The sequence below is a fragment of the Citrobacter sp. Cpo221 genome (assembly GCF_030332345.1).
Classification (GTDB): Bacteria; Pseudomonadota; Gammaproteobacteria; order Enterobacterales; family Enterobacteriaceae; genus Citrobacter; species Citrobacter portucalensis.
Map to the genome: position 1 here is coordinate 1 of NZ_JAOWIA010000034.1, position 22,140 is coordinate 22,140.

The 22,140-nt window shown below is 52.4% G+C and carries 21 protein-coding genes and 1 rRNA gene; 13 read left to right on the plus strand and 9 right to left on the minus strand.

Annotation, left to right across the window (positions count from 1 at the left end):
* Both rrf and OGY72_RS06435 read left to right on the plus strand, forming a co-directional pair.
* A 5S ribosomal RNA gene (rrf, locus tag OGY72_RS24900) occupies positions 1–73 on the plus strand; the annotation flags it as partial.
* Positions 74–631: 558 nt separating this feature from the next.
* The gene (locus tag OGY72_RS06435) at positions 632–1,930 is read left to right on the plus strand and encodes an MFS transporter (RefSeq protein WP_286547447.1); all 1,299 of its coding nucleotides are present in this window, start codon (positions 632–634) and stop codon (positions 1,928–1,930) included.
* Here the strand turns inward: OGY72_RS06435 and OGY72_RS06440 are convergent.
* The 5 genes from OGY72_RS06440 to trxC all read right to left on the minus strand — a co-directional run bounded on the left by OGY72_RS06440 (position 1,927) and on the right by trxC (position 7,649).
* Positions 1,927–2,262, minus strand: coding sequence for a YfiM family lipoprotein (locus tag OGY72_RS06440; RefSeq protein WP_208021691.1), 336 nt, complete (start codon positions 2,260–2,262; stop codon positions 1,927–1,929). The genes OGY72_RS06435 and OGY72_RS06440 overlap by 4 nt on opposite strands.
* Positions 2,263–2,294: 32 nt before the next feature.
* Positions 2,295–3,650: a CDP-diacylglycerol--serine O-phosphatidyltransferase gene (pssA, locus tag OGY72_RS06445; RefSeq protein ID WP_286547503.1), complete on the minus strand. Its 1,356-nt coding sequence runs from the start codon at positions 3,648–3,650 to the stop codon at positions 2,295–2,297.
* A 114-nt stretch (positions 3,651–3,764) separates the two neighbouring features.
* A complete protein-coding gene (locus OGY72_RS06455) occupies positions 3,765–6,425 on the minus strand; it encodes a bifunctional acetate--CoA ligase family protein/GNAT family N-acetyltransferase (RefSeq protein WP_286547448.1) in 2,661 nt (886 codons plus the stop codon).
* Positions 6,426–6,461: 36 nt separating this feature from the next.
* Entirely contained in the window at positions 6,462–7,160 is a 699-nt protein-coding gene (gene tapT, locus OGY72_RS06460) for a tRNA-uridine aminocarboxypropyltransferase (RefSeq protein WP_003835347.1), read from the minus strand.
* 69 nt (positions 7,161–7,229) lie between these two features.
* The gene (trxC, locus tag OGY72_RS06465; protein WP_003835346.1) at positions 7,230–7,649 is read right to left on the minus strand and encodes a thioredoxin TrxC; all 420 of its coding nucleotides are present in this window, start codon (positions 7,647–7,649) and stop codon (positions 7,230–7,232) included.
* Positions 7,650–7,856: 207 nt separating this feature from the next.
* On the opposite strand from trxC, the gene OGY72_RS06470 reads away from it, so the two are divergent.
* Positions 7,857–8,936 (plus strand): tRNA/rRNA methyltransferase, encoded by a 1,080-nt coding sequence (locus OGY72_RS06470; RefSeq protein WP_003835345.1) that lies wholly within the window; start codon positions 7,857–7,859, stop codon positions 8,934–8,936.
* 33 nt (positions 8,937–8,969) lie between these two features.
* Here OGY72_RS06470 and ung read toward each other — a convergent pair whose 3' ends face one another.
* Entirely contained in the window at positions 8,970–9,659 is a 690-nt protein-coding gene (gene ung / locus OGY72_RS06475; RefSeq protein ID WP_218667239.1) for a uracil-DNA glycosylase, read from the minus strand.
* 317 nt (positions 9,660–9,976) lie between these two features.
* On the opposite strand from ung, the gene grcA reads away from it, so the two are divergent.
* Complete coding sequence (gene grcA, locus OGY72_RS06480) at positions 9,977–10,360, plus strand: autonomous glycyl radical cofactor GrcA (protein ID WP_003037563.1); 384 nt, start codon at positions 9,977–9,979, stop codon at positions 10,358–10,360.
* Positions 10,361–10,439: 79 nt separating this feature from the next.
* Here the strand turns inward: grcA and eamB are convergent, their stop codons facing one another.
* Positions 10,440–11,027 carry a cysteine/O-acetylserine transporter gene (gene eamB / locus OGY72_RS06485; RefSeq protein WP_003835342.1) on the minus strand — a complete coding sequence of 196 codons (588 nt, stop codon included), beginning with the start codon at positions 11,025–11,027 and terminating at the stop codon, positions 10,440–10,442.
* A gap of 101 nt (positions 11,028–11,128) precedes the next feature.
* Here eamB and OGY72_RS06490 point away from each other — a divergent pair, with 101 nt between their 5' ends.
* The gene (locus OGY72_RS06490; RefSeq protein WP_286547504.1) at positions 11,129–12,025 is read left to right on the plus strand and encodes a LysR family transcriptional regulator; all 897 of its coding nucleotides are present in this window, start codon (positions 11,129–11,131) and stop codon (positions 12,023–12,025) included.
* A 17-nt stretch (positions 12,026–12,042) separates the two neighbouring features.
* Here the strand turns inward: OGY72_RS06490 and srmB are convergent, their stop codons facing one another.
* Positions 12,043–13,371: an ATP-dependent RNA helicase SrmB gene (srmB, locus tag OGY72_RS06495; protein ID WP_003835340.1), complete on the minus strand. Its 1,329-nt coding sequence runs from the start codon at positions 13,369–13,371 to the stop codon at positions 12,043–12,045.
* A gap of 130 nt (positions 13,372–13,501) precedes the next feature.
* Between srmB and trmN the strand changes: the two genes are divergently transcribed.
* Positions 13,502–14,239, plus strand: coding sequence for a tRNA(1)(Val) (adenine(37)-N(6))-methyltransferase TrmN (gene trmN / locus OGY72_RS06500; RefSeq protein ID WP_286547449.1), 738 nt, complete (start codon positions 13,502–13,504; stop codon positions 14,237–14,239).
* Here the strand turns inward: trmN and nadB are convergent.
* On the minus strand, positions 14,224–15,846 hold the full coding sequence (gene nadB, locus OGY72_RS06505; protein WP_063941920.1) for an L-aspartate oxidase: 1,623 nt from the start codon (positions 15,844–15,846) through the stop codon (positions 14,224–14,226). The two genes, trmN and nadB, sit on opposite strands and share 16 nt — an antisense overlap.
* 263 nt (positions 15,847–16,109) lie before the next feature.
* Here nadB and rseD point away from each other — a divergent pair, with 263 nt between their 5' ends.
* The 7 genes from rseD (at position 16,110) to lepB (ending at position 22,005) form a co-directional block, all read left to right on the plus strand.
* Entirely contained in the window at positions 16,110–16,274 is a 165-nt protein-coding gene (gene rseD, locus OGY72_RS06510; RefSeq protein ID WP_122973798.1) for a rpoE leader peptide RseD, read from the plus strand.
* Positions 16,271–16,846: an RNA polymerase sigma factor RpoE gene (rpoE, locus tag OGY72_RS06515; RefSeq protein ID WP_003037573.1), complete on the plus strand. Its 576-nt coding sequence runs from the start codon at positions 16,271–16,273 to the stop codon at positions 16,844–16,846. Before rseD ends, rpoE begins: the two co-directional genes overlap by 4 nt.
* A 31-nt stretch (positions 16,847–16,877) precedes the next feature.
* Positions 16,878–17,528 carry an anti-sigma-E factor RseA gene (gene rseA / locus OGY72_RS06520; protein WP_008785497.1) on the plus strand — a complete coding sequence of 217 codons (651 nt, stop codon included), beginning with the start codon at positions 16,878–16,880 and terminating at the stop codon, positions 17,526–17,528.
* Positions 17,528–18,484, plus strand: a complete 957-nt coding sequence (gene rseB / locus OGY72_RS06525; protein WP_003835334.1) for a sigma-E factor regulatory protein RseB — start codon at positions 17,528–17,530, stop codon at positions 18,482–18,484. The genes rseA and rseB overlap by 1 nt, the downstream gene beginning before the upstream one ends.
* Positions 18,481–18,945: a SoxR-reducing system protein RseC gene (rseC, locus tag OGY72_RS06530; RefSeq protein ID WP_003037576.1), complete on the plus strand. Its 465-nt coding sequence runs from the start codon at positions 18,481–18,483 to the stop codon at positions 18,943–18,945. The genes rseB and rseC overlap by 4 nt, the downstream gene beginning before the upstream one ends.
* A 270-nt stretch (positions 18,946–19,215) precedes the next feature.
* Positions 19,216–21,015 (plus strand): translation elongation factor 4, encoded by a 1,800-nt coding sequence (lepA, locus tag OGY72_RS06535; RefSeq protein WP_003037577.1) that lies wholly within the window; start codon positions 19,216–19,218, stop codon positions 21,013–21,015.
* A gap of 15 nt (positions 21,016–21,030) precedes the next feature.
* On the plus strand, positions 21,031–22,005 hold the full coding sequence (lepB, locus tag OGY72_RS06540; RefSeq protein WP_003835329.1) for a signal peptidase I: 975 nt from the start codon (positions 21,031–21,033) through the stop codon (positions 22,003–22,005).
* The last annotated feature ends 135 nt before the right edge of the window (positions 22,006–22,140 follow it).

The following is a 22,140-nucleotide window of genomic DNA, read 5'->3' on the forward strand; positions in this document are numbered from 1 at the left end:
ACTCAGAAGTGAAACGCCGTAGCGCCGATGGTAGTGTGGGGTCTCCCCATGCGAGAGTAGGGAACTGCCAGGCATCAAATAAAAGCGAAAGGCTCAGTCGAAAGACTGGGCCTTTTGTTTTATCTGTTGTCTGTCGGTGAGCGCTCTCCTGAGGAGGACAAATCCGCCGGGAGCGGATTTGAACGTTGCGCAGCAACGGCCCGGAGGGTGGCGGGCAGGACGCCCGCCATAAACTGCCAGGCATCAATTAAAGTGAAGAAGCCCATCCTGCCGGATGGGCTTTTTTGCGTCAGTGCGGGATGAAAACCGCCGGATGCGGCGTGCCGCCTTATCCGGCCTGCAGGGGCTGGGCTGAACGTATTTTGTAGGCCTGATAAGCGTAGCGCATCAGGCAACGCGGCGGTACATTGCCGGATTCGACGTAACAGCCTTAATCGACCAACAAAAGCACACTGTCTCGATCTACTACACGGATCTCTCCCTCGAACATATCTGAATCCTTTCTTTGCTAATTAAAATCGTGATCTTTACCGCACAATAATATATAACAATTGCATAACATTCTATTCACTAAAAAACACACAACCATCATTGATAAATTCACGCGATCGTTGGCAGGGGTACAATTCTAATGGCTGATAGTAGTGTAACTGAGAACGGGGCGCTGTCAGACGGCGATACCCGTCGTCGTATATGGGCGATTGTCGGAGCATCATCAGGAAATCTGGTCGAATGGTTTGATTTCTATATCTATTCATTCTGCTCTCTTTATTTTGCTCATATCTTTTTTCCATCAGGAAATACCACCACACAACTCTTACAAACCGCCGGCGTTTTTGCCGCTGGCTTCTTGATGCGACCAATTGGAGGCTGGCTGTTTGGCCGTATCGCAGATAAGCACGGGCGTAAAAAGTCCATGTTGCTGTCCGTTTGCATGATGTGCATGGGATCGTTGGTGATCGCTTGTCTACCGGGATATGAAACTATCGGTACCTGGGCGCCTGCGCTATTACTGCTGGCCAGGCTATTCCAGGGGTTATCTGTCGGTGGTGAATACGGAACCAGCGCGACCTATATGAGTGAAGTCGCCGTTGAAGGTAAGAAAGGTTTTTATGCTTCATTCCAGTACGTAACGTTAATCGGCGGACAGTTACTGGCATTGCTGGTTGTGGTCATATTACAGCACACGTTAGAAGACTCAGCGCTCAGAGAATGGGGTTGGCGTATTCCATTTGCGTTGGGCGCCGTGCTGGCTATTGTTGCGCTATGGCTGCGTCGCCAACTGGATGAAACCTCGAAACAGGACGTTCGTGCGCTGAAAGAAGCGGGCTCTATGAAAGGTCTGTGGCGTAATCGCAAAGCTTTTGTCATGGTGCTTGGTTTTACCGCCGCGGGTTCGTTGTGTTTTTACACGTTCACAACCTATATGCAGAAGTACCTGGTTAACACAGCCGGTATGCATGCCAACGTAGCCAGCGGGATTATGACGGCGGCACTGTGTGTGTTCATGCTGGTACAACCGCTGTTCGGCGCCTTGTCTGATAAAATTGGCCGACGTACTTCAATGCTGTGTTTTGGCGCGTTGGCCGCGATTTTCACTGTTCCCATTCTGACAGCATTGCAAAGCGTAACATCCCCGTATATGGCGTTTGCTCTGGTGATGTGTGCTCTGTTAATCGTCAGTTTCTATACGTCAATTAGCGGTATTCTGAAGGCCGAAATGTTCCCGGCGCAGGTGCGCGCTCTGGGGGTTGGATTATCTTATGCGGTGGCCAATGCGTTGTTTGGCGGTTCAGCCGAATATGTCGCGTTGTCCCTGAAGTCTGTCGGTATGGAGACGACATTCTTCTGGTACGTCACAGCGCTGGCAGTCGTTGCGTTTTTAGTATCGCTAATGCTGCATGGGAAGGGGAAAGGTCTGCGCCTCTAGTAATGTGCCAGTTGCCAGACCGCATAGCCGGTAGATGCGCCTGCAACATCCCAGGCGAAGTCCTTCCAGCTCCAGCCGCTCCCAGCGGGACGGCTGTCCCATAGCTCTTTTGACGCACCCAGGCTGACTGAGAACATCAGGCCGATAGCCGCACTGCGATCGCGGCTGTTGCCCTGATGTTGGGCATATTCATTGCCGGCTGCGGCAAGCATGGCGGAGGCGATGAAGTGTTGAGCTTTGTCTTGCCCGCTCCACTGGTCGTTAGCCATATGGCTGCAGCCCGAAATGGCAAGGATACTGATAAGAATGAACAGGCGCACCGTTGCCTCCATATGAAAAACCCCGTCACTGGACGGGGTCTTGATTACAGAATACGGCTAATTAATCTGTCGATACGAATACGGCGCAGTCGACGGATGAGTTTACGCACTTTGACTGGATAGTCAGCAATGCTTTGCAGGTCGCGATAGTGCTTAACGACGGTAGTATGCGTACGGATAAGCTCCAGCTCTTTATCGCGCTGAGGGGTGAGCTCTTGCTTAGGATCGTGGATAAGGATGGCGTTTTCCAGATCCAGACGCCAGGCGCGAGGGTTAAGGTTGTTGCCGGTGAGCAGCATCCATTTATCATCAACCCACATACCTTTCAGATGATAGGTATTGTCATCATCTTTCCATAAGCGCACGATCAACTGGTCGGTATTCACGTAATACTGCAATCTGCTCAGGAAACGGCGCAGATTTATTTCATACAGATAAGGCAGCGCACCGATGATCTTGAATGGCTCATCTTCCGGGATGAAAAAGTCGTTGGCGGTTTTATCACCGACAATGATTTCAACCTTTTTCCCTTCACGCAGCAGTTGAATGATATTGCGCACCAGTATGGCGGGAAGGTTGAAATAAGGGGTACAGATTGTAAGCTTGTGCTCCGCGCAGGGCATAAGATGGAAAATGGTCTTATTTAACAGACTGGATTTCCCAAGACCCACCAGAGGCGTAACCGAAAGCTGTTCGTTATCAGCATCACCCTGAAAATGGAATGACGCATCGCGCAGTTCCTGACGGTACAGGCGGATGTCGTTTTTAATTTCTGGGCTTTTAGGGCGGTTGATATCATCAAGACGGTTAACGCCGCGACCGTTCATCAGGTTTTGCGTCACCCAATCGAACATGATATCGGCCATTTGCGCGTTGCGAATCAACTGATAACGGTCATAGCGATATTTATCATGCTGATGCAGGTAAACATCGTTCAGACTGGCCCCGCTGTACAGGACGCTGTCATCAATGATAAAGCCTTTGAAATGCAGGACGCCAAGCGCTTCACGGGTGTTAATCGGAACGCCATAGACAGGAATATCGATACCAGGGTTTTCTTGCGCCATTCGGCAATACCAGTCAGCATTGGTATTGGATGCCGCAGCCCCAATACGACCGCGCTGGGCTCGGTGCCAGTCGACAAGCACCCGGACATCCAGTTCAGGACGCTGCCGTTTTGCCGCATAGAGAGCGTCAAGTATGCCTTTACCACCGTCATCCTGTTCCAGGTACAGCGCAATAATGCAGATCCGTCGCGTCGCGCTGGCTATTTTTTCCAGCAGAGTCTCCCTGAAATTAGCGGGAGCATAAAAGAAATCTACATCATCAACTGACTGAGAAATCTTGGGTAGTTGGGCAAGGTGTTGTTGATGTTTATTACGCTTAAATTTTGACAACATCACAGTGCATTTCTTCTCTGTTCATTGAAGGGTCCTCTGTGCTATGCAGACGACATAAGCGGGCAATGATACCACCAGTACCCATTAATGTGGTCAACATTTCCAGTACCTTACTCACGATTCCTCACATTGGGCCAGATTAAGCGTTAGCCCAACAATTCCCTCTTCGAGCTGGACGTCAACAACAAACCCGAGCTTTCGGGCCAGGGCGACCATCCCACGATTGTTCGGCATCGTAATACCATTCAAACGTATAAGTCCGTGATCTCGAGTATAGGCAATTAATTTTTCCATCAATCGGCGACCCAGTCCAAGCCCTTTGAGATCGGAACGAACCAGTACGGCAAACTCAGCGTCTACGTTATCAGGATCCGAGATTGCCCGCGTTACGCCGAGGATCTCTTCGTGATTATCTTTACAACGCACCGCAACAAAGGCCATTTCCCGATCGTAGTCGATCTGCGTCATATTGGCTAAATCTTCGTGGGTAAATTCGTTGATCTCACTGAAATAGCGATAATAAAGATCTTCTTTTGTCACCTGAGAAATGAACTGCTGAAGATGAGGTTCATCCTCCGGCAAAATGGGGCGGAACAGACAGCGCTCGCCGTTCTTCAACTCCACCCACTCTTCAAGCTGATGGGGGTAGGGACGTACAGCCAGTCTGCTTTCGTTATCGCCCGTGAAAGGGGCAATATCCAGCGTAACGTCCAGCGCGGTAAATTCTCCGGCCGAGGCCAGCAGCGGATGAATATCCAGACGCTGAATTTCCGGACAGTCGACGATCAGGTTGGAGACCTGCACCAGAAGCTGGCTCAACCCGGCGATATCCAATGGGCGCAGTGCACTGCGCGCGCGGATCTTTTTATTTTTGATCCCCTGGATCACCAGATAACGCGCCAGATTCATGTTCAATGGCGGCAATGCCACCACGGCTTGATCTTCCGGTCGCCACTCAACACCACCTTCACCCAGCATAATCAACGGGCCAAATACCGGGTCGTGTTCAACGACGACGCGAAGTTCCTGAGCACCAGCGCGATTCGCCATACTTTGTACTAATAAACCGTGAATGCGTGCCTGCGGCCAGGCCATTTTTACCCGATCGAAAATTGCATTGGCAGCCTGCTGCACTTCTGTTGCTGTACGCAGGTAGAGCATTACCCCTTGAACTTCCGACTTATGCGGGATATCAGGAGAACGCAGCTTGAGCGCCACCGGGTAGCCGATTTGCTCCGCGATGTGTACCGCTTCCGCGCTGTCGCTGGCGATCCACGTTGGCAGCGTGTGTAAGCCATAAGCCTGTAAAATCGGCTGCACTTCGTGGGTATCAAGCGATGTGGCTCCTTCAGCAATCGCCCGCTGTAACAGATTATGCGCTTCGGCGGTGTTGGAGGTCAGGCTGTCAGGCAGCGCAGGCGTTTCTCGTAGCTGCTTCTGGTTTCGCCGATACTCCACCATATGCATAAATGCGGTGATGGTACCTTCCGGCGTGCGGTAGGTGGGCAGTCCGGCTTCACTAAACAGTCTGCGGGCTTCCTGAGAGGAAAACTCTCCGCACCAGTTGGTCAGTAACGAGACGAATTTTCCTCGGGGGTGATGCTTTACCGCTTCAATCAATGCCTGTGCGCTTTCGGTTCCGGGAGCGGCTGCGCTGGGGGAATGAATCACCATCAACGCGTCGAAATCCTGGCTGGCAAGCAAAATATCCAGCGTCTTAACGTAGTGTTCGCTGCTGGCGTCATCACGCAGATCCAGCGGGTTGGCGATATCAATATGTTCAGGCAAGGCATCGCGTAATTTCTGGCAGGTGTCTTCACTCAACGTCGCCAACTTGCCATTTTTTGACCACAGTTCATCTAATGCCAGTGCGGCAGGCGCGGCCCCATTGCTGATGATCATCAGCCTGTCGCCACGCAGCGGGCGCATGTGGCTCAGGGTTTCGACCGCCGAGAATAGCTCGTGGGTGTCTTGTACGCGTAGTAAACCGGCGCGCTGAATAGCGGCGTCCCACGCGGGGTCCATCCCGGCGCTGGTATGCAGTAAACGCTGCGCCGCTGGACTACGACCGCTCTTAATCACCAGAATAGGTTTATTGCGCGAGGCGCTGCGGGCGGCGGAAACAAAGCGTCGGGCATCACTTAAATGCTCGAGATACAGCAATATCGCGCTGGTTTTGCTGTCGCGCGCCAGGTAATCCAGCAGCTCATCAACGTCGATATCCAGGCTATCACCCAGCGCGATAAAGTAAGAAAAGCCCATTTCTCTCTGCTGTGCCCAGTCGAGAATGGTGTTGGATACGGCGGCGGATTGAGAGATAAAAGCCAGCTTGCCGCGCTTAATCGGAACGGGGGAAAAGCTGGCGTTAAGTCCTTGCCAGGGCGCGAGAAGTCCCAGGCTGTTGGGGCCCAGCAAACGTATGTTGTAGCGTGATGCGCAGGCCAGTAGCTCTGCGTGCTGCGCCGCGGGAGCTGAGAGAATAATGCAGGTTTTACAGCCTTTCTCGCCAAGCGCTTCGAGTAACGCCAGGTTACGGCTGGCATTGGTGCACAACACGGCGAGATCCGGGCTAAAAGGCAGGCTGTTGATATTGGGCCACGCCAGTACGCCCAACACCGCTTTCCATGCGGGCGTCACCGGTAAAACAGGTCCATTGAAACCGCCGGCAAGCAGGTTACGCATCATCAGGTAACCCGCGCGATTAGGCTTCATTGACGCCCCAATCACCGCAATGGATTTCGGTCGCAGTAGTGCTTCCAGGCCACGCTGACTCATATCGGCTTCCTTAATGACACCAGTGACCGAATGATTTTAAACGTTTTCTGATGAATCTGCTGTGACGCTTCCCTGATGTTGAGTTTTTCCTGCCAGGTAGCGGGTTTTAAAGCGAGTGAAATGATCGCTTAACCCTTCAGCGGCTTGCGTATCTCCCGCCAGATCCAACAAGGCGATGGCCACTTCGGCAGTGCAATATTGCCCTTCAGCGTGAACGCCACGCAGGTGGTAAGCAGAAAGGCGTGATAAATCAACGGAGATCACCGGCAGGTTATCGAGGTACGGGCTTTTGCGGAACATTTTACGCGCCTCAGGCCAGGTGCCGTCGAGCATGATAAACAATGGGGGCTTACCGGCTGGTGGCGTGAAAATCACTTCACGCTCTTCACCCGCATAGGAGGCCGGGAATACAACCATCGGCTGGTAATCCGGATTTTTCACCAGTTCCAGCAGCGCCTGCGGCGGCTCGGTGCGTGACCACTGAAAAGCCGTGGTATCGGGCAGAATATCAGCAATCAAACGCCCCGTGTTGCTGGGCTTCATCGGCTCGGTATCAAACATCACCAGACAAAAGCGACTTTTTGCCTCAGAGGGTGCCAGCGTTGCGCACAAGCAGAGTTTCTGCGGCAGCAGGCAGCGCTGACATCGGCGAACGCGATTACCTCGGGCAAGGAAAGGACGCGTGGCGCGCGCGAGGCGCTCAGCGCGTAACTGAAGAACAGCGTTATCGGTCATGGGTAAACACGTTGAAAAACGCTATTGTCGCAGAGGTGAAAACGGGGCACAAGATGCGCCCCGTAGAGATTATAATGATTCGTTAAGCCAGCTATCAAACGGGGCTTTTGGTACAGCGCCGTTAAGCATGTCGACGATTTCCCCTTTTTTGAAAATCATAATGGTCGGAATGCTGCGGATACCGAAACGGGCGCTGAGTTCTCGCTCGGCTTCCGTATTCACTTTAACAAAACGCACTTTACCGCTACGCTCTTCCGCGACATCTTCAAAAATCGGGGCGAAGTTACGACATGGACCACACCAGGGGGCCCAAAAGTCAACGACCACCGGGAGATCGTCTTTTAACAGTTTATCCAGTGTCTCACCGGTCGCATTGATCACCTCCCCATCAAACAGGTCGTGACCACAGCGTCCGCATTTAGCCGCTTCCTGGACACGATTGTCAGGGATGCGGTTGATAGCCTGGCAGCTGGTACAAACGGTATTCATAACTAACCTCTGGATGAGTGGAGTGGACTTCACGGCAGGAACGCCAGTATGTTTCTATTATGTTACATATTATCGGGGAGTCTGTTCTAAACAACAATGCGTTTTATTCAATGAGTACAATAGTCCTTAGCTTTTAAATGAAATAATGGCTAACGACGTGCACATCGGGTAATCTGCGCGCTTCGCGCAGAGCAGGTGGAGAAAAACATGAGCGACGAACTGAAGAACAAAAACGGCAAGGTCAAAGTGATGTACGTCCGCAGTGACGATGACTCGGATAAACGCACCCAAAATCCACGTACTGGCAAAGGCGGTGGTCGCCCCGGTACTTCCCGAGCCGAAGGCGGTCGTCGCCCTGCCCGTGATGACCGAAAGGGTCCGAACAGCGAACGCGGTCGTGAACGTGGTCGTGACCGCGATGTAGAACGTGACCGCAGACGTGAAGATTCACCGTGGCGTACCGTGTCCCGCGCACCGAATGATGACGCAGCGGATAAAGCCGATCACGGCGGTATTAGCGGTAAGAGCTTTATCGATCCTGAAGTATTACGCCGTCAGCGCGCGGAAGAAACCCGCGTTTACGGTGAGAATGCCTGCCAGGCTCTGTTCCAGAGTCGCCCGGACGCCATCGTTCGCGCCTGGTTTGTTCAGAGCGTAACCCCGCGCTTTAAAGAAGCATTACGCTGGATGGCGGCAAACCGCAAAGCCTATCACGTGGTTGACGAAGCCGAGCTGGCGAAAGCCTCTGGCACCGAACACCATGGCGGCGTCTGTTTCCTGATCAAAAAACGTAACGGTACTACCGTTAAGCAATGGGTTGGTCAGGCAGGGGCGCAGGATTGCGTGCTGGCACTGGAAGATATCGCTAACCCCCATAACCTGGGCGGCATGATGCGTAGCTGCGCGCACTTCGGTGTGAAAGGCGTAGTGGTTCAGGATGCGGCGCTGCTGGAATCAGGTGCGGCCATCCGTACAGCTGAAGGCGGAGCTGAGCACGTTCAGCCGATTACCGGCGACAGCATTGTTGATGTGCTGGACGACTTCCGCCAGGCGGGTTACACGGTTGTGATGACCTCAAGCGGGAAAGGCAAACCGCTGTTTACTACCACCCTGCCGGAAAAAATGGTGCTGGTATTAGGGCGTGAGCGTGAAGCTCTGCCAGAAGCAGCATGCTCAGCCGACGATTTGTGCATAGCGATTGACGGCACTGGCAAGGTAGAAACGCTCAACGTTTCTGTGGCAACAGGCGTGCTGCTCGCGGAGTGGTGGCGTCAGAACAAAGCCTGATAATAAAAATGCCAGCGAATCGCTGGCATTTTTTTACTCGCTTTCTGCGGGTAATATCGGCATCCAGTCAATTGGCTTTTCACCTCGTTGTTCCAGCCATTCATTCGCCAGTACAAAGTGATTGCAGCCAAAGAAACCGCGATGCGCAGAGAGCGGTGATGGGTGGGGCGCTTTCAACACATGGTGACGCTGCGTATCAATAATCGCGCCTTTCTTCTGGGCGTGAGAACCCCAGAGCAGGAAAACCACGCCTTCCCGATGTTGGTTAATCAGACTGATGACTTTATCGGTAAATGTTTCCCACCCAAGGCTGGCGTGAGAATGTGCCTGACCGGCGCGGACGGTGAGTACGGTGTTGAGTAACAGTACCCCCTGACGTGCCCAGCTTTCCAGATATCCGTGTGTTGGGCGCGTGAAGCCTGGAATCGTTGCCTCCAGCTCTTTGTACATGTTCAGCAATGAGGGTGGAGTGGCAATGCCGGGGCGGACAGAGAACGCGAGACCGTGTGCCTGGCCTGGACCGTGGTAAGGATCCTGACCCAGGATGACAACTTTCACGTCACCAAGCTCGGTAAAGCGAAAAGCGTTAAACACATCTTTTTGCGGCGGATAAATTGTCATTCCTGACTGACGCTCGCCGGCAACAGTATGCAGTGTGTTAACAAAATAAGGCTGCTGTTTCTCTTCAGCCAGCACATCGTGCCAGGTTAATTCGGTGGCCATCTCGCTCTCCTGCGAATTTTCAATCCCCCTAGCTTAACTGCTTCTTTCGGCGTCGCAAAATTCTGTACGTTTCTCAATGGTCTACTCCTTAAAGATAGTTGAAAATTTATGTAAAAAGTTTAGCTGCGCATATGGCGTAAGTTGATGTAAAACAATAAAATCCACCTATCACCACTTTTCATGTGTGGTTTTTATTGATTTAAATCAAAGATTCAAGGGTGTGTGAGGGGTATATATACACTCAAGCAACAATGGTTTTACCAATTGGCCGGATGACGGCCAACCGAGATCAAATAATTTTGCCGGGGAGGCATCAAATGATTACAGGTATCCAGATTACTAAAGCTGCAAACGACGACCTGCTGAACTCTTTCTGGCTGCTGGACAGCGAAAAAGGCGAAGCACGCTGCATCGTTGCGAAAGCAGGTTTCAATGCTGATGAAGTCGTTGCAGTCAGCAAACTGGGCGAAATCGAATACCGTGAAGTACCGGTAGACGTACAGCCGGAAGTCCGCGTGGAAGGTGGTCAGCACCTGAACGTGAACGTTCTGCGTCGCGAAACGCTGGAAGATGCAGTTAAGCATCCGGAAAAATATCCGCAGCTGACCATCCGTGTTTCTGGTTATGCAGTGCGTTTCAACTCTCTGACCCCAGAACAGCAGCGCGACGTTATTGCTCGTACCTTTACTGAGAGCCTGTAAGGCTCACGGGGAATAACCCCGTTTAGCAGAGAATCAAAAAGCGGAAGATGCCAGTGCGTCTTCCGCTTTTTTGCATCTGTTAGTAAAAGATCCTCACCGCGCAATACACCAACAACAGCGCCAGAATGATATTCAACTGTCGACCGTAACGGCGAAAAACGCGCTGAAAAAGATGGCCCGCCAGCGCCCAGCAGGCATTCCCGAAGGTGCCTATCAGCGCTAACAGAATACTCACCCCAATCAGCCAGTGGGCGTCCTGAGTGTACGGTAATACAAACGTGGATAACGCGGTAATGCCGTACAAAATGATTTTCACGTTAACAAACTGCAAGCCAAAACTTGCCCAGAAGCTAATCGGCTCTGACTGCAATCTATCGTTCGAGGTCGGGCTGGTAGCGATCTTCAGCGCCAGCCACAGGATATAAGCGGCCCCAGCCCAACTAAGCCAGTGGATGATGGCTGGATCCATGACCGCCAGTGAAAATGAAATCCCGGCGCACATCATCATGACGATTAAAAAGCCCAGACTCATTCCGGCCAGTACGTGTGTACTCTGACGAAAACCGTGTGACGTCGCGGCACTGAGCGCAAGGATGTTGTTTGGTCCGGGGGTTAGCGCGGTAATCAATGTATAGGTCCAGAATGCACTTAAAAGCATGGGGGTCACTTGTTATCTCCTCTGTTTTGATAGACAGTACCCGAGGCAAAACATTAAAAAAATGAATGTTTTTGCATTCTGAATTCGATATTTTCGATGGGTTGGTGCGGATGGATTTACGTCGGTTTATTACGCTAAAAACGGTGGTGGAAGAGGGCTCATTTCTGCGGGCATCACAAAAACTGTGCTGTACGCAATCAACGGTTACCTTTCATATTCAACAGCTTGAGCAAGAGCTTTCGGTGCAGTTGTTTGAAAAAATTGGTCGCCGGATGTGTCTCACCAGTGAGGGAAAACGGCTGATGCCGCATATCCATGACCTGACGCGCGTGATGGCATCGATTCGACAGTCGGCACATCAGGATGCGCAGCCGAGCGGCGATCTACGTGTCGCAACAGGCGAAACGCTGCTGGCGTATAAAATGCCGCAGGTTTTACAGCGATTTAAACAACGTGCGCCTCATGTGCGGTTGTCTTTACAGTCGCTCAATTGTTATGTCATTCGCAATGCGTTGCTCAGTGATGATGTTGATCTGGGGGTGTTTTATCGGGTGGGTAATGACGATGCCCTGGAGTTGATACCGCTTGGCGATCAGTCACTGGCATTAGTTGCTTCGCCACTGCTTCAGCACGTTGATTTTACTCAGCATAACCAGCACATTCCCTGCAGTTTTATCATTAATGAGCCGCAATGTATTTTCAGACAACGCTTCGAGGGGCTACTGCGTAAACGACAGATTACGCTGGAAAATACCATTGAGTTATGGAGCATTGAAAGCATTAAGCAGTGCGTATCGGCAAATCTTGGGATCAGCTTTTTGCCGCATTTTGCCGTCGAGAAGGAGTTACGTTCAGGGGAGTTGATTGAATTACCGTTCAGTGAACAACCTGAGTTAATTACGGCATTGTGTGGTTATCATGCCGGAAAAGTCGTTAGCCCGGCGATGCGGGTGTTTCTTGAGTGTATTGAAGAGAGTTTTGCATCACGTGAAAAAATGCCGGGCTAAATGGCCCGGCATTCGGTTTACTCTTTGTCGGACTGCTGGGTAGCAGCTCCGCTCGGCTTACGACGTTTGCCGATATTTTTGGCATCGCGGTGGCGTTTTTTCACCCGCGGCTTCTCTTTTTCTTTCGCCTTTTTCTCAGCGCGCTTCGCCAGCACTTTCTTGGATGGCTTACCGTTAGATTTCTCACTTGGCGCGCGCGTGGTTGGACGCAGTTCGTCAATGACACGAGCTTTCAGCGGTTCGTCAATATAGCGGCTCGCTTTGCCGAGCAGCAGGTGGTCGTGCGCTTCAACCAAAGAGATCGCAGTGCCTTTACGGCCAGCACGACCGGTACGGCCAATACGGTGCAGATAGGCATCGCCACTGCGCGGCATGTCGAAGTTAAACACGTGGCTGACGTCCGGAATATCGATCCCGCGAGCGGCGACGTCGGTTGCTACCAGCACGTTCACGCGGCCATCGGTCAGGCGTTTGATCGCTTCGTTACGTTTGTTCTGCACCATCTCGCCTTCGAGATAGCAGTTATTAATGCCAGCCTGGCGCAGCCAGCCTGCCAGTTCGTGCACACGCTCGCGTTTGCGTACGAAAACAATTGAGCGGGTCGCCTCTGGCTGTTTTAACAGGTGGATCAGCATGGCAGTTTTGTGCTCGATGTCATCGGCACGGTAGTAAAACTGATGGATCTTCTTGCGTTCACGGGTGGACGGATCCGCTGAGACTTCGACCGGGTCTTCCAACAGACGCTCGGCAAAATCCTTAATCGCATCGCCTTCCAGCGTGGCGGAAAACAGCATGGTTTGCTTACGCCAGCGTGTTTCACCGGCGATATGCTCGATGTCCTGGGCAAAGCCCATGTCCAGCATACGGTCTGCTTCATCGAGAATTAGCGTTTCAACCGCATGGCAGTCGAAGTTTTCTTCTTTAATGTATTGCAGCAGACGACCCGTGGTGGCGACCACGATGTCCTGGTTTTCGCTAAAGACTTCCATGTGGTTCATGTAAGCCACGCCGCCGGTAATCGTAGCGATATCCAGATGCGTATTCTTCGCCAGCTCACGAGCGTGTTCGGCAACCTGCATCGCCAGTTCGCGCGTTGGTGTCAGGATTAAAATGCGCGGCGGACCAGATTTCTTGCGCGGGAAGTCGAGCAGGTGCTGCAACGCTGGCAGCAAATATGCCGCCGTTTTACCGGTGCCTGTCGGCGCAGAACCGAGTACATCACGGCCATCGAGCGCAGGCGGAATGGCGGCAGCCTGAATGGCGGTCGGGCGAGTGAAACCTTTTTCCTGGAGGGCATCCAGAAGGCTTTCATCGAGTTCAAGTTCGGAAAAAGTCGTTACAGTCATGTTCTACCTCTGAGTGGGGCGCTGATTATAGACGTTACGGCTGCAATCTTCATCTGTTTGTATGGATATACCTTCTCAGGTATTGTTTTTATCCTATGTTATCGTTTTTTTTCCAGGAAGGTTGTTCTTCATGCCCCAGTCTACATCCGTACTGAGACGTAATGGATTTACTTTTAAGCAGTTTTTTGTGGCACACGATCGCTGTGCAATGAAAGTCGGAACAGACGGCATTTTATTGGGAGCCTGGGCCCCCGTTGCGGGCGTAAAAAGGATCCTGGATATTGGTACCGGGAGCGGCCTGTTGGCGCTGATGCTGGCCCAGCGCACTGATGAAAACGTCATCATTGACGCCGTGGAGCTTGATGTCGACGCCGCGCAGCAGGCGCAGGAGAACATCGCGCAATCTCCGTGGATGCATCGCGTGAGTGTTCATATAGAAGATGCGCAACAGTGGGTACCGCGTCAGACCGTGCGTTTTGATTTGATAATCAGCAATCCTCCCTATTATGAACAGGGCGTGGAATGCGCTACACCGCAGCGTGAGCAAGCGCGTTATACCACCTCGCTCGATCATCAGGCGTTGCTTACGCTGGCGGCGGACAGCATTACGGAAGAAGGATTTTTTTGTGTAGTGCTGCCGGAACAGATTGGGAACGCGTTTACCCAGCAGGCATTAAGTATGGGCTGGCATCTGCGATTACGTACGGATGTAGCAGAAACGGAAGCCCGGCTACCGCATCGGGTGTTGCTGGCATTCTCCCCGCAGGCCGGGGAGTGCTTTAGCGACAGGCTGGTGATTCGTGGGCCAGACCAACGTTACTCTGAAGGTTATACGGCGCTGACCCAGGCGTTTTACCTGTTTATGTGATGACTTAGCGGCGAGAGAATAGACGGGCCCGACTCAGGAAGCTGTTCTGGGTAATCCAGCGTGTAGTGCAGGCCCCGACTCTCTTTGCGCATCATTGCGCAGCGGACAATCAGCTCCGCAACTTGCACCAGGTTACGCAGTTCCAGCAAATTGTTCGACACGCGGAAATGGGCGTAATACTCGTCGATTTCCTGTTGCAGCATGGTGATACGGCGCAGAGCGCGCTCCAGGCGCTTGGTCGTACGCACAATACCGACGTAATCCCACATAAACAGCCGCAGCTCATGCCAGTTATGCTGGATAACAACCAACTCATCCGGATTTTCTACCCGGCTTTCATCCCAGCCCGGGAGCGTGCTAACGCCGCGAGCATAAGGCATGCGCCTGTCGATATCTTCAGCTGCGGACCAGCCATAAACCAGACACTCCAGCAATGAGTTCGATGCCATCCGGTTGGCGCCATGCAGGCCGGTGTAACTCACTTCGCCGATCGCATACAGCCCGTCGACATCGGTACGGCCAAAGTCATCCACCATCACACCGCCGCAGGTATAGTGCGCGGCAGGCACGATGGGAACCGGCTCTTTGGTTAAATCAATGCCCAGTCCCAGCAACTTTTCATAAATCATCGGGAAATGCTGACGAACAAATTCTTCCGGCTTATGGCTGATATCGAGGAACATGCAATCTGCACCAAGGCGCTTCATTTCATGATCAATGGCGCGGGCGACAATATCGCGGGGAGCCAGTTCGCCACGTTCGTCAAAATCGGGCATAAAGCGTGAACCGTCCGGGCGCTTCAGGTGCGCGCCTTCGCCGCGCAGCGCTTCGGTCAGCAGAAAATTGCGTGCCTGCGGATGATACAGCGCAGTCGGGTGAAACTGGTTAAACTCCAGGTTGGCGACGCGGCATCCTGCGCGCCAGGCCATTGCAATCCCGTCACCCGAGGAAATATCCGGATTGGTAGTGTATTGATACACCTTTGATGCGCCGCCGGTGGCCAACACTACCGACTTCGCATGGCAGGTTTCGACGGCTTCTTTATTACGATTCCAGATCCATGCGCCGACAACCCGACGCGTTCCCGGCAGACCGATTTTATCGGAGACAATCAGGTCGACGGCGTTGCTACGCTCAAGAACCCGGATATTGGGGTGATTTTGTGCCTGGCTGACGAGGGTGGTTTCGACTTCTTTGCCGGTAGCATCCGCCGCGTGCAGGATGCGTCGATGGCTGTGACCGCCTTCACGGGTCAGGTGATAGCTCTCTTCGCCGTTAGGCTGAACCTGTGTATCGAATAAGACGCCCTGATCGATAAGCCATTGAACGCAGGTGCGGGCATTGCTGGCGACAAATTCAACCGCATGGCGATCGCACAGCCCGGCCCCGGCAATCAGCGTATCTTCAACGTGGGAGTCGATACTGTCGGTTTCATCGAAAACCGCGGCAATACCCCCCTGGGCATAAAATGTCGAGCCTTCGCTGACTGGCCCTTTGCTCAGGACAATAACCTGATGTTTTTCAGCCAGGCGCAGCGCCAGTGAGAGTCCGGCAGCCCCGCTGCCAATGATCAGCACGTCACAGGATAATTCAGGAGTCGTATTCATGATTTTTGTTTAATTTACTAAACAGTGTTTGGTCACCATAGCACCACATTGCGCGATACTGCACGTTTTATTTTTAAATGTGTTGCAATGACTAAACATGAAAGAAAAGCATGACGAGGACGAAATAGGCAAAAATATTTTGTGAAGCAGGCCGTTAGCATCAGATTATGTGATGAAATAAAGTGCCCGTTGGGTTACTCTGCAAGCGGTGAAATGGGCATTTCTGTACAGATAGTGCGTTGATCGGGTTATGTAGACTTATAATGAGAGATAAGACCTGTCTACAACATGACAAACAAAAAACAATGCGTAACGGAACTTTACGAAACTTGAGCACTCTAAGCATTTGCTTGCTCATAGTGAAGCTGATGGAGTGGCGTTTCGAAAGCGCGTGGAAATTTGGTTTGGGGAGACTTTACCTCGGATGAGCGAGCAGTTAACGGACCAGGTCCTGGTAGAACGGGTCCAGAAGGGAGATCAGAAAGCCTTTAACCTACTGGTAGTGCGCTATCAGCATAAGGTGGCGAGTCTGGTTTCTCGCTATGTACCGTCGGGTGATGTACCCGATGTAGTACAAGAAGCATTTATCAAAGCCTATCGTGCGCTGGATTCGTTCCGGGGAGATAGTGCTTTTTATACCTGGCTGTATCGTATTGCAGTCAATACAGCGAAGAATTACCTGGTCGCTCAGGGGCGTCGTCCACCTTCCAGTGATATTGATGCGATTGAAGCAGAAAATTACGAAAGTGGCGGAGCACTGAAAGAAATTTCGAACCCTGAGAACTTAATGTTGTCAGAAGAACTGAGACAGATAGTTTTCCGAACTATTGAGTCCCTCCCGGAAGATTTACGCATGGCAATAACCTTGCGGGAGCTGGATGGCCTGAGCTATGAAGAGATAGCCGCTATCATGGATTGTCCGGTAGGTACGGTGCGTTCACGTATCTTCCGAGCGAGGGAAGCTATTGATAATAAAGTTCAACCGCTTATCAGGCGTTGACGATAGCGGGATACTGGAAAAGGTATTAGGCATGCAGAAAGAGAAACTTTCCGCTTTAATGGATGGCGAAACGCTGGATACTGAGTTACTCAAAGAGCTAACTCACGACCCGGAAATGCAAAAAACCTGGGAGAGTTATCACCTGATTCGCGATTCCATGCGAGGTGATACCGCCGACGTTCTCCATTTCGATATTTCCGCCCGCGTAATGGCCGCCATCCAGGATGAGCCAGTACGTCAGACGGCGCCATTGATTCCTGAGGCCCAGCCAGCACCGCACCAGTGGCAGAAAATGCCATTCTGGAAGAAAATGCGTCCGTGGGCCGCGCAGCTTACCCAAATGGGTGTGGCCGCGTGCGTATCACTTGCAGTTATCGTTGGCGTCCAGCACTATAATGGGCAATCTGAAACGTCCCAGCAGCCCGAAACGCCGGTGTTTAATACATTACCGATGATGGGTAAAGCCAGTCCGGTTAGCTTGGGTGTACCTTCTGACGCGACGGCCAGCGGCGGTCAACAACAGCAGGTACAGGAGCAGCGTCGTCGTATTAATGCCATGTTGCAGGATTACGAATTGCAACGTCGACTGCACTCTGAACAGCTTCAGTTTGAGCAGGCGCAAACACAGCAAGCCGCTGTTCAGGTGCCAGGAATTCAAACTTTAGGAACGCAATCGCAGTAATGAAGCAACTTTGGTTTGCCATGTCACTTGTGGCTGGTAGCCTGTTCTTCTCTGTAAACGCCTCGGCCAATCCTGCGTCCGGGGCGTTGTTGCAGCAGATGAATCTGGCCAGCCAGTCGCTAACCTATGAGCTGTCATTTGTCAGCATCAATAAGCAGGGTGTTGAATCCCTACGTTATCGTCATGCCCGCCAGGATAACCGTCCACTCGCGCAACTGTTACAAATGGATGGACCACGCCGGGAAGTGGTGCAACGCGGCAACGAAATTAGCTATTTTGAGCCTGGCCTCGAACCGTTTACGCTGAATGGCGATTATATCGTTGACTCTCTGCCATCCCTGATTTACACCGATTTCAAACGCCTTGCTCCCTACTATGATTTTATCTCAGTAGGCCGCACCCGTATTGCCGATCGCCTCTGTGAAGTGATCCGCGTTGTGGCGCGTGACGGCACCCGTTACAGCTATATCGTTTGGATGGACACGGAGACCAAACTGCCGATGCGTGTCGATCTCCTCGATCGTGATGGCGAAACGCTGGAACAGTTCCGTGTGATCTCCTTTACCGTGAATAACGGTGTTAGCGACAGCATGCAGACACTAGCAAAAGCGAATTTACCACCGTTGCTGTCGGTTCCTGCGGGCGAGAAAACCAACTTCAACTGGAGTCCGTCGTGGTTGCCACAAGGTTTCAGTGAGGTCTCAAGCAGTCGACGTCCGCTGCCGACGATGGATAACATGCCGATTGAATCACGCCTTTATTCTGATGGCCTGTTTAGTTTCTCCGTGAACGTAAACCGTGCGACGCAGAACAGTGCCGATCAACTGCTGCGTACTGGCCGCAGAACGGTCAGCACCAGCGTGCGTGATAACGCGGAGATTACGATTGTGGGCGAGCTTCCACCGCAAACGGCGAAGCGTATCGCGGACAATATCAAGTTCAGGGCAGCACAATGATTAAAGAGTGGGCGACGGTCGTCTCCTGGCAAAATGGTCTGGCGACGGTCAGCTGCGATGTTAAAGCATCATGTAGCAGCTGTGCTTCCCGGGCCGGATGCGGGAGCCGCGTGCTGAACAAACTGGGGCCACAGACCACACACACCATCGTGGTGCCCTGCGACGAACCCTTGACCCCTGGTCAAAAAGTTGAACTGGGCATTGCCGAAGGTAGCCTGCTGGGATCGGCGATGCTGGTCTACATGTCTCCGTTGGCAGGACTGTTTCTTTTCGCTGCGCTGTTCCAGGTGCTGTTTGGTTCCGATCTTGCCGCATTAAGCGGCGCAGTGCTGGGGGGCGTGGGCGGATTCCTGATTGCTCGTGGATACTCTCGTAAGCTTGCTGAACGCGAAGCCTGGCAGCCGGTCATTCTGAACGTTGCTCTCCCACCCGATCTTATTCGCGTCGAAACCCAGCAGTGATATCTTTGCCTGATGGCGTTGCGCTTATCAGGTCTACTGCGTGCTCAGATGCAAGCGTAGGCCGGATAAGGCGTTTATGACGCCATCCGGCAAAAGTTTCACCGACTTTGCAAGGTTGTTTCCAGTTCCCGCTATCCTTGCTCTATGAACGTTTCCTCGCCTCAGCGTTGTAGTGTAGAATGCGGCGTTTCACTTAAACAGACGTTAAGCTCAGATCAGCGACTTCTCAGAGCCTGCTCCGGCGGGCGTAAGGCACAATAATTACACTATATGAAGAACATACGTAACTTTTCAATCATAGCTCACATCGACCACGGTAAATCGACGCTGTCTGACCGTATTATCCAGATCTGCGGTGGCCTGTCTGACCGTGAAATGGAAGCGCAGGTTCTCGACTCGATGGATCTTGAGCGTGAGCGCGGTATTACTATCAAAGCGCAGAGCGTGACGCTCGATTTCAAAGCATCTGATGGTGAAACCTATCAGCTTAACTTTATCGACACCCCGGGCCACGTTGACTTCTCGTATGAAGTTTCCCGCTCGCTTGCTGCCTGTGAAGGCGCATTGCTGGTGGTTGATGCCGGACAGGGCGTTGAAGCGCAGACCCTGGCTAACTGCTATACCGCCATGGAAATGGATCTGGAAGTAGTACCGGTACTGAACAAAATTGACCTGCCAGCCGCCGATCCTGAACGCGTAGCGGAAGAGATCGAAGATATCGTCGGTATTGATGCGACGGATGCCGTTCGCTGCTCGGCGAAAACCGGCGTTGGCGTCACTGACGTTCTTGAACGTCTGGTACGCGACATTCCGCCGCCGGAAGGCGATCCGGAAGGCCCCTTACAGGCGCTGATTATCGACTCCTGGTTCGATAACTACCTTGGCGTGGTGTCACTGGTGCGTATTAAAAACGGCACCATGCGTAAAGGCGACAAAATTAAAGTGATGAGCACCGGTCAGGTCTATAACGCCGACCGTCTGGGTATCTTCACGCCAAAACAAGTTGACCGTACCGAGCTGAAATGCGGCGAGGTAGGTTGGTTGGTTTGTGCGATTAAAGACATCCTCGGCGCACCGGTTGGTGATACCCTGACGCAGGCGCGTAACCCGGCAGACAAACCGCTGCCAGGCTTTAAAAAAGTGAAGCCGCAGGTTTACGCCGGTCTGTTCCCGGTGAGCTCTGACGACTATGAAAACTTCCGTGACGCGCTTGGCAAGCTGAGCCTGAACGACGCCTCCCTGTTCTACGAGCCGGAAAGCTCTACCGCGCTAGGCTTCGGCTTCCGTTGTGGCTTCCTTGGTCTGCTGCACATGGAGATCATTCAGGAACGTCTGGAGCGTGAATACGATCTGGATCTGATCACCACCGCACCGACCGTAGTCTACGAAGTTGAAACCACGGCGAAAGAGACTATCTACGTCGATAGCCCGTCCAAGCTGCCGCCGCTGAACAACATCTACGAACTGCGTGAGCCGATCGCTGAGTGTCACATGCTGCTGCCGCAGGCTTACCTTGGCAATGTCATCACCCTGTGTATCGAGAAGCGTGGCGTCCAGACTAATATGGTTTACCACGGTAACCAGGTGGCGCTGACGTATGAGATTCCGATGGCGGAAGTCGTACTCGATTTCTTTGACCGTCTGAAGTCGACCTCTCGCGGCTACGCGTCGCTGGACTATAACTTCAAACGCTTCCAGGCGTCTGACATGGTGCGTGTTGATGTCCTTATCAACAACGAACGTGTCGATGCACTGGCGCTGATTACCCACCGTGACAACTCCCAGAGCCGTGGCCGTGAACTGGTTGAGAAGATGAAAGATCTGATCCCTCGCCAGCAGTTTGATATCGCGATCCAGGCGGCCATTGGTACGCACATCATCGCGCGTTCAACGGTTAAGCAGCTGCGTAAAAACGTTCTGGCGAAATGCTACGGTGGCGATATCAGCCGTAAGAAAAAGCTGCTGCAAAAACAGAAAGAGGGTAAAAAGCGCATGAAGCAGATCGGTAACGTCGAACTGCCGCAGGAAGCGTTCCTCGCCATTCTGCATGTCGGTAAAGACAGCAAATAATCTTAAGGAGTTGGCATGGCGAACATGTTTGCCCTGATTCTGGTGATTGCCACACTGGTGACGGGCATTTTATGGTGCGTAGATAAATTCATCTTCGCGCCAAAGCGCCGGGAGCGTCAGGCAGCAGCGCAAGCTGCTGCAGGTGATTCACTGGATAAAGCTACGCTGAAAAAAGTGGCACCTAAGCCAGGCTGGCTGGAAACCGGGGCGTCCGTTTTCCCTGTACTGGCGATTGTGCTGGTGGTGCGTTCATTTATCTATGAACCATTCCAGATCCCGTCAGGTTCGATGATGCCGACGCTGCTTATCGGTGACTTTATCCTGGTGGAGAAATTCGCCTACGGGATTAAAGATCCGATTTACCAGAAAACGTTGATCGAAACCGGTCATCCGAAACGCGGTGATATCGTGGTGTTTAAATACCCGGAAGACCCGCGTCTGGACTACATTAAACGTGCTGTCGGTTTACCGGGAGACAAAGTAACGTACGATCCAGTGGCGAAAGAGGTGACTATTCAGCCAGGATGCCGTTCCGGTCAGGCGTGTGAAAACGCGTTGCCGGTAACGTACTCTGATGTTCAGCCAAGTGATTTTGTACAGACCTTTGCTCGTCGTAACGGCGGTGAAGCGACCAGCGGCTTCTTTGAAGTTCCGCTGAACGAAACGAAAGAGAACGGTATTCGCCTTTCTGAGCGTAAAGAAACGCTGGGTGAGGTTACGCACCGCATTCTGACCGTGCCGATTGCGCAGGATCAGGTGGGGATGTATTACCGTCAACCTGGTCAGCCGTTGGCAACCTGGATCGTTCCGCCGGGACACTACTTCATGATGGGTGATAACCGTGATAACAGCGCGGACAGCCGTTACTGGGGATTTGTACCGGAAGCGAATCTGGTTGGTAAAGCGACCGCTATCTGGATGAGTTTCGATAAGCAAGAAGGTGAATGGCCGACCGGTGTGCGTTTAAGCCGTATTGGTGGCATTCACTAATCACCGATAATTGTTCACGTTGTCGTCATTACGGCGGCAGCGTGAATTATTTCTCGGATAAATTCCCGCAGACTAACGACATCCCTTGTCGTTGTGTATAGAATATTCCCCCGAAGTTTTAGGTTGGCACCGACA

Coding starts and splice junctions, on each gene's coding strand:
- OGY72_RS06470 (WP_003835345.1), top strand. CDS start 7,857: ATGAGCGACGAACTGAAGAACAAAAACGGCAAGGTCAAAGTGATGTAC.
- OGY72_RS06490 (WP_286547504.1), top strand. CDS start 11,129: ATGGATTTACGTCGGTTTATTACGCTAAAAACGGTGGTGGAAGAGGGC.
- lepA (WP_003037577.1), top strand. CDS start 19,216: ATGAAGAACATACGTAACTTTTCAATCATAGCTCACATCGACCACGGT.
- rpoE (WP_003037573.1), top strand. CDS start 16,271: ATGAGCGAGCAGTTAACGGACCAGGTCCTGGTAGAACGGGTCCAGAAG.
- OGY72_RS06455 (WP_286547448.1), bottom strand. CDS start 6,425: ATGAGTCAGCGTGGCCTGGAAGCACTACTGCGACCGAAATCCATTGCG.
- pssA (WP_286547503.1), bottom strand. CDS start 3,650: ATGTTGTCAAAATTTAAGCGTAATAAACATCAACAACACCTTGCCCAA.
- srmB (WP_003835340.1), bottom strand. CDS start 13,371: ATGACTGTAACGACTTTTTCCGAACTTGAACTCGATGAAAGCCTTCTG.
- ung (WP_218667239.1), bottom strand. CDS start 9,659: ATGGCCACCGAATTAACCTGGCACGATGTGCTGGCTGAAGAGAAACAG.
- trxC (WP_003835346.1), bottom strand. CDS start 7,649: ATGAATACCGTTTGTACCAGCTGCCAGGCTATCAACCGCATCCCTGAC.
- OGY72_RS06435 (WP_286547447.1), top strand. CDS start 632: ATGGCTGATAGTAGTGTAACTGAGAACGGGGCGCTGTCAGACGGCGAT.
- rseC (WP_003037576.1), top strand. CDS start 18,481: ATGATTAAAGAGTGGGCGACGGTCGTCTCCTGGCAAAATGGTCTGGCG.
- grcA (WP_003037563.1), top strand. CDS start 9,977: ATGATTACAGGTATCCAGATTACTAAAGCTGCAAACGACGACCTGCTG.
- nadB (WP_063941920.1), bottom strand. CDS start 15,846: ATGAATACGACTCCTGAATTATCCTGTGACGTGCTGATCATTGGCAGC.
- rseD (WP_122973798.1), top strand. CDS start 16,110: ATGAGAGATAAGACCTGTCTACAACATGACAAACAAAAAACAATGCGT.
- tapT (WP_003835347.1), bottom strand. CDS start 7,160: ATGACCGATAACGCTGTTCTTCAGTTACGCGCTGAGCGCCTCGCGCGC.
- trmN (WP_286547449.1), top strand. CDS start 13,502: ATGCCCCAGTCTACATCCGTACTGAGACGTAATGGATTTACTTTTAAG.
- lepB (WP_003835329.1), top strand. CDS start 21,031: ATGGCGAACATGTTTGCCCTGATTCTGGTGATTGCCACACTGGTGACG.
- rseB (WP_003835334.1), top strand. CDS start 17,528: ATGAAGCAACTTTGGTTTGCCATGTCACTTGTGGCTGGTAGCCTGTTC.
- OGY72_RS06440 (WP_208021691.1), bottom strand. CDS start 2,262: ATGGAGGCAACGGTGCGCCTGTTCATTCTTATCAGTATCCTTGCCATT.
- rseA (WP_008785497.1), top strand. CDS start 16,878: ATGCAGAAAGAGAAACTTTCCGCTTTAATGGATGGCGAAACGCTGGAT.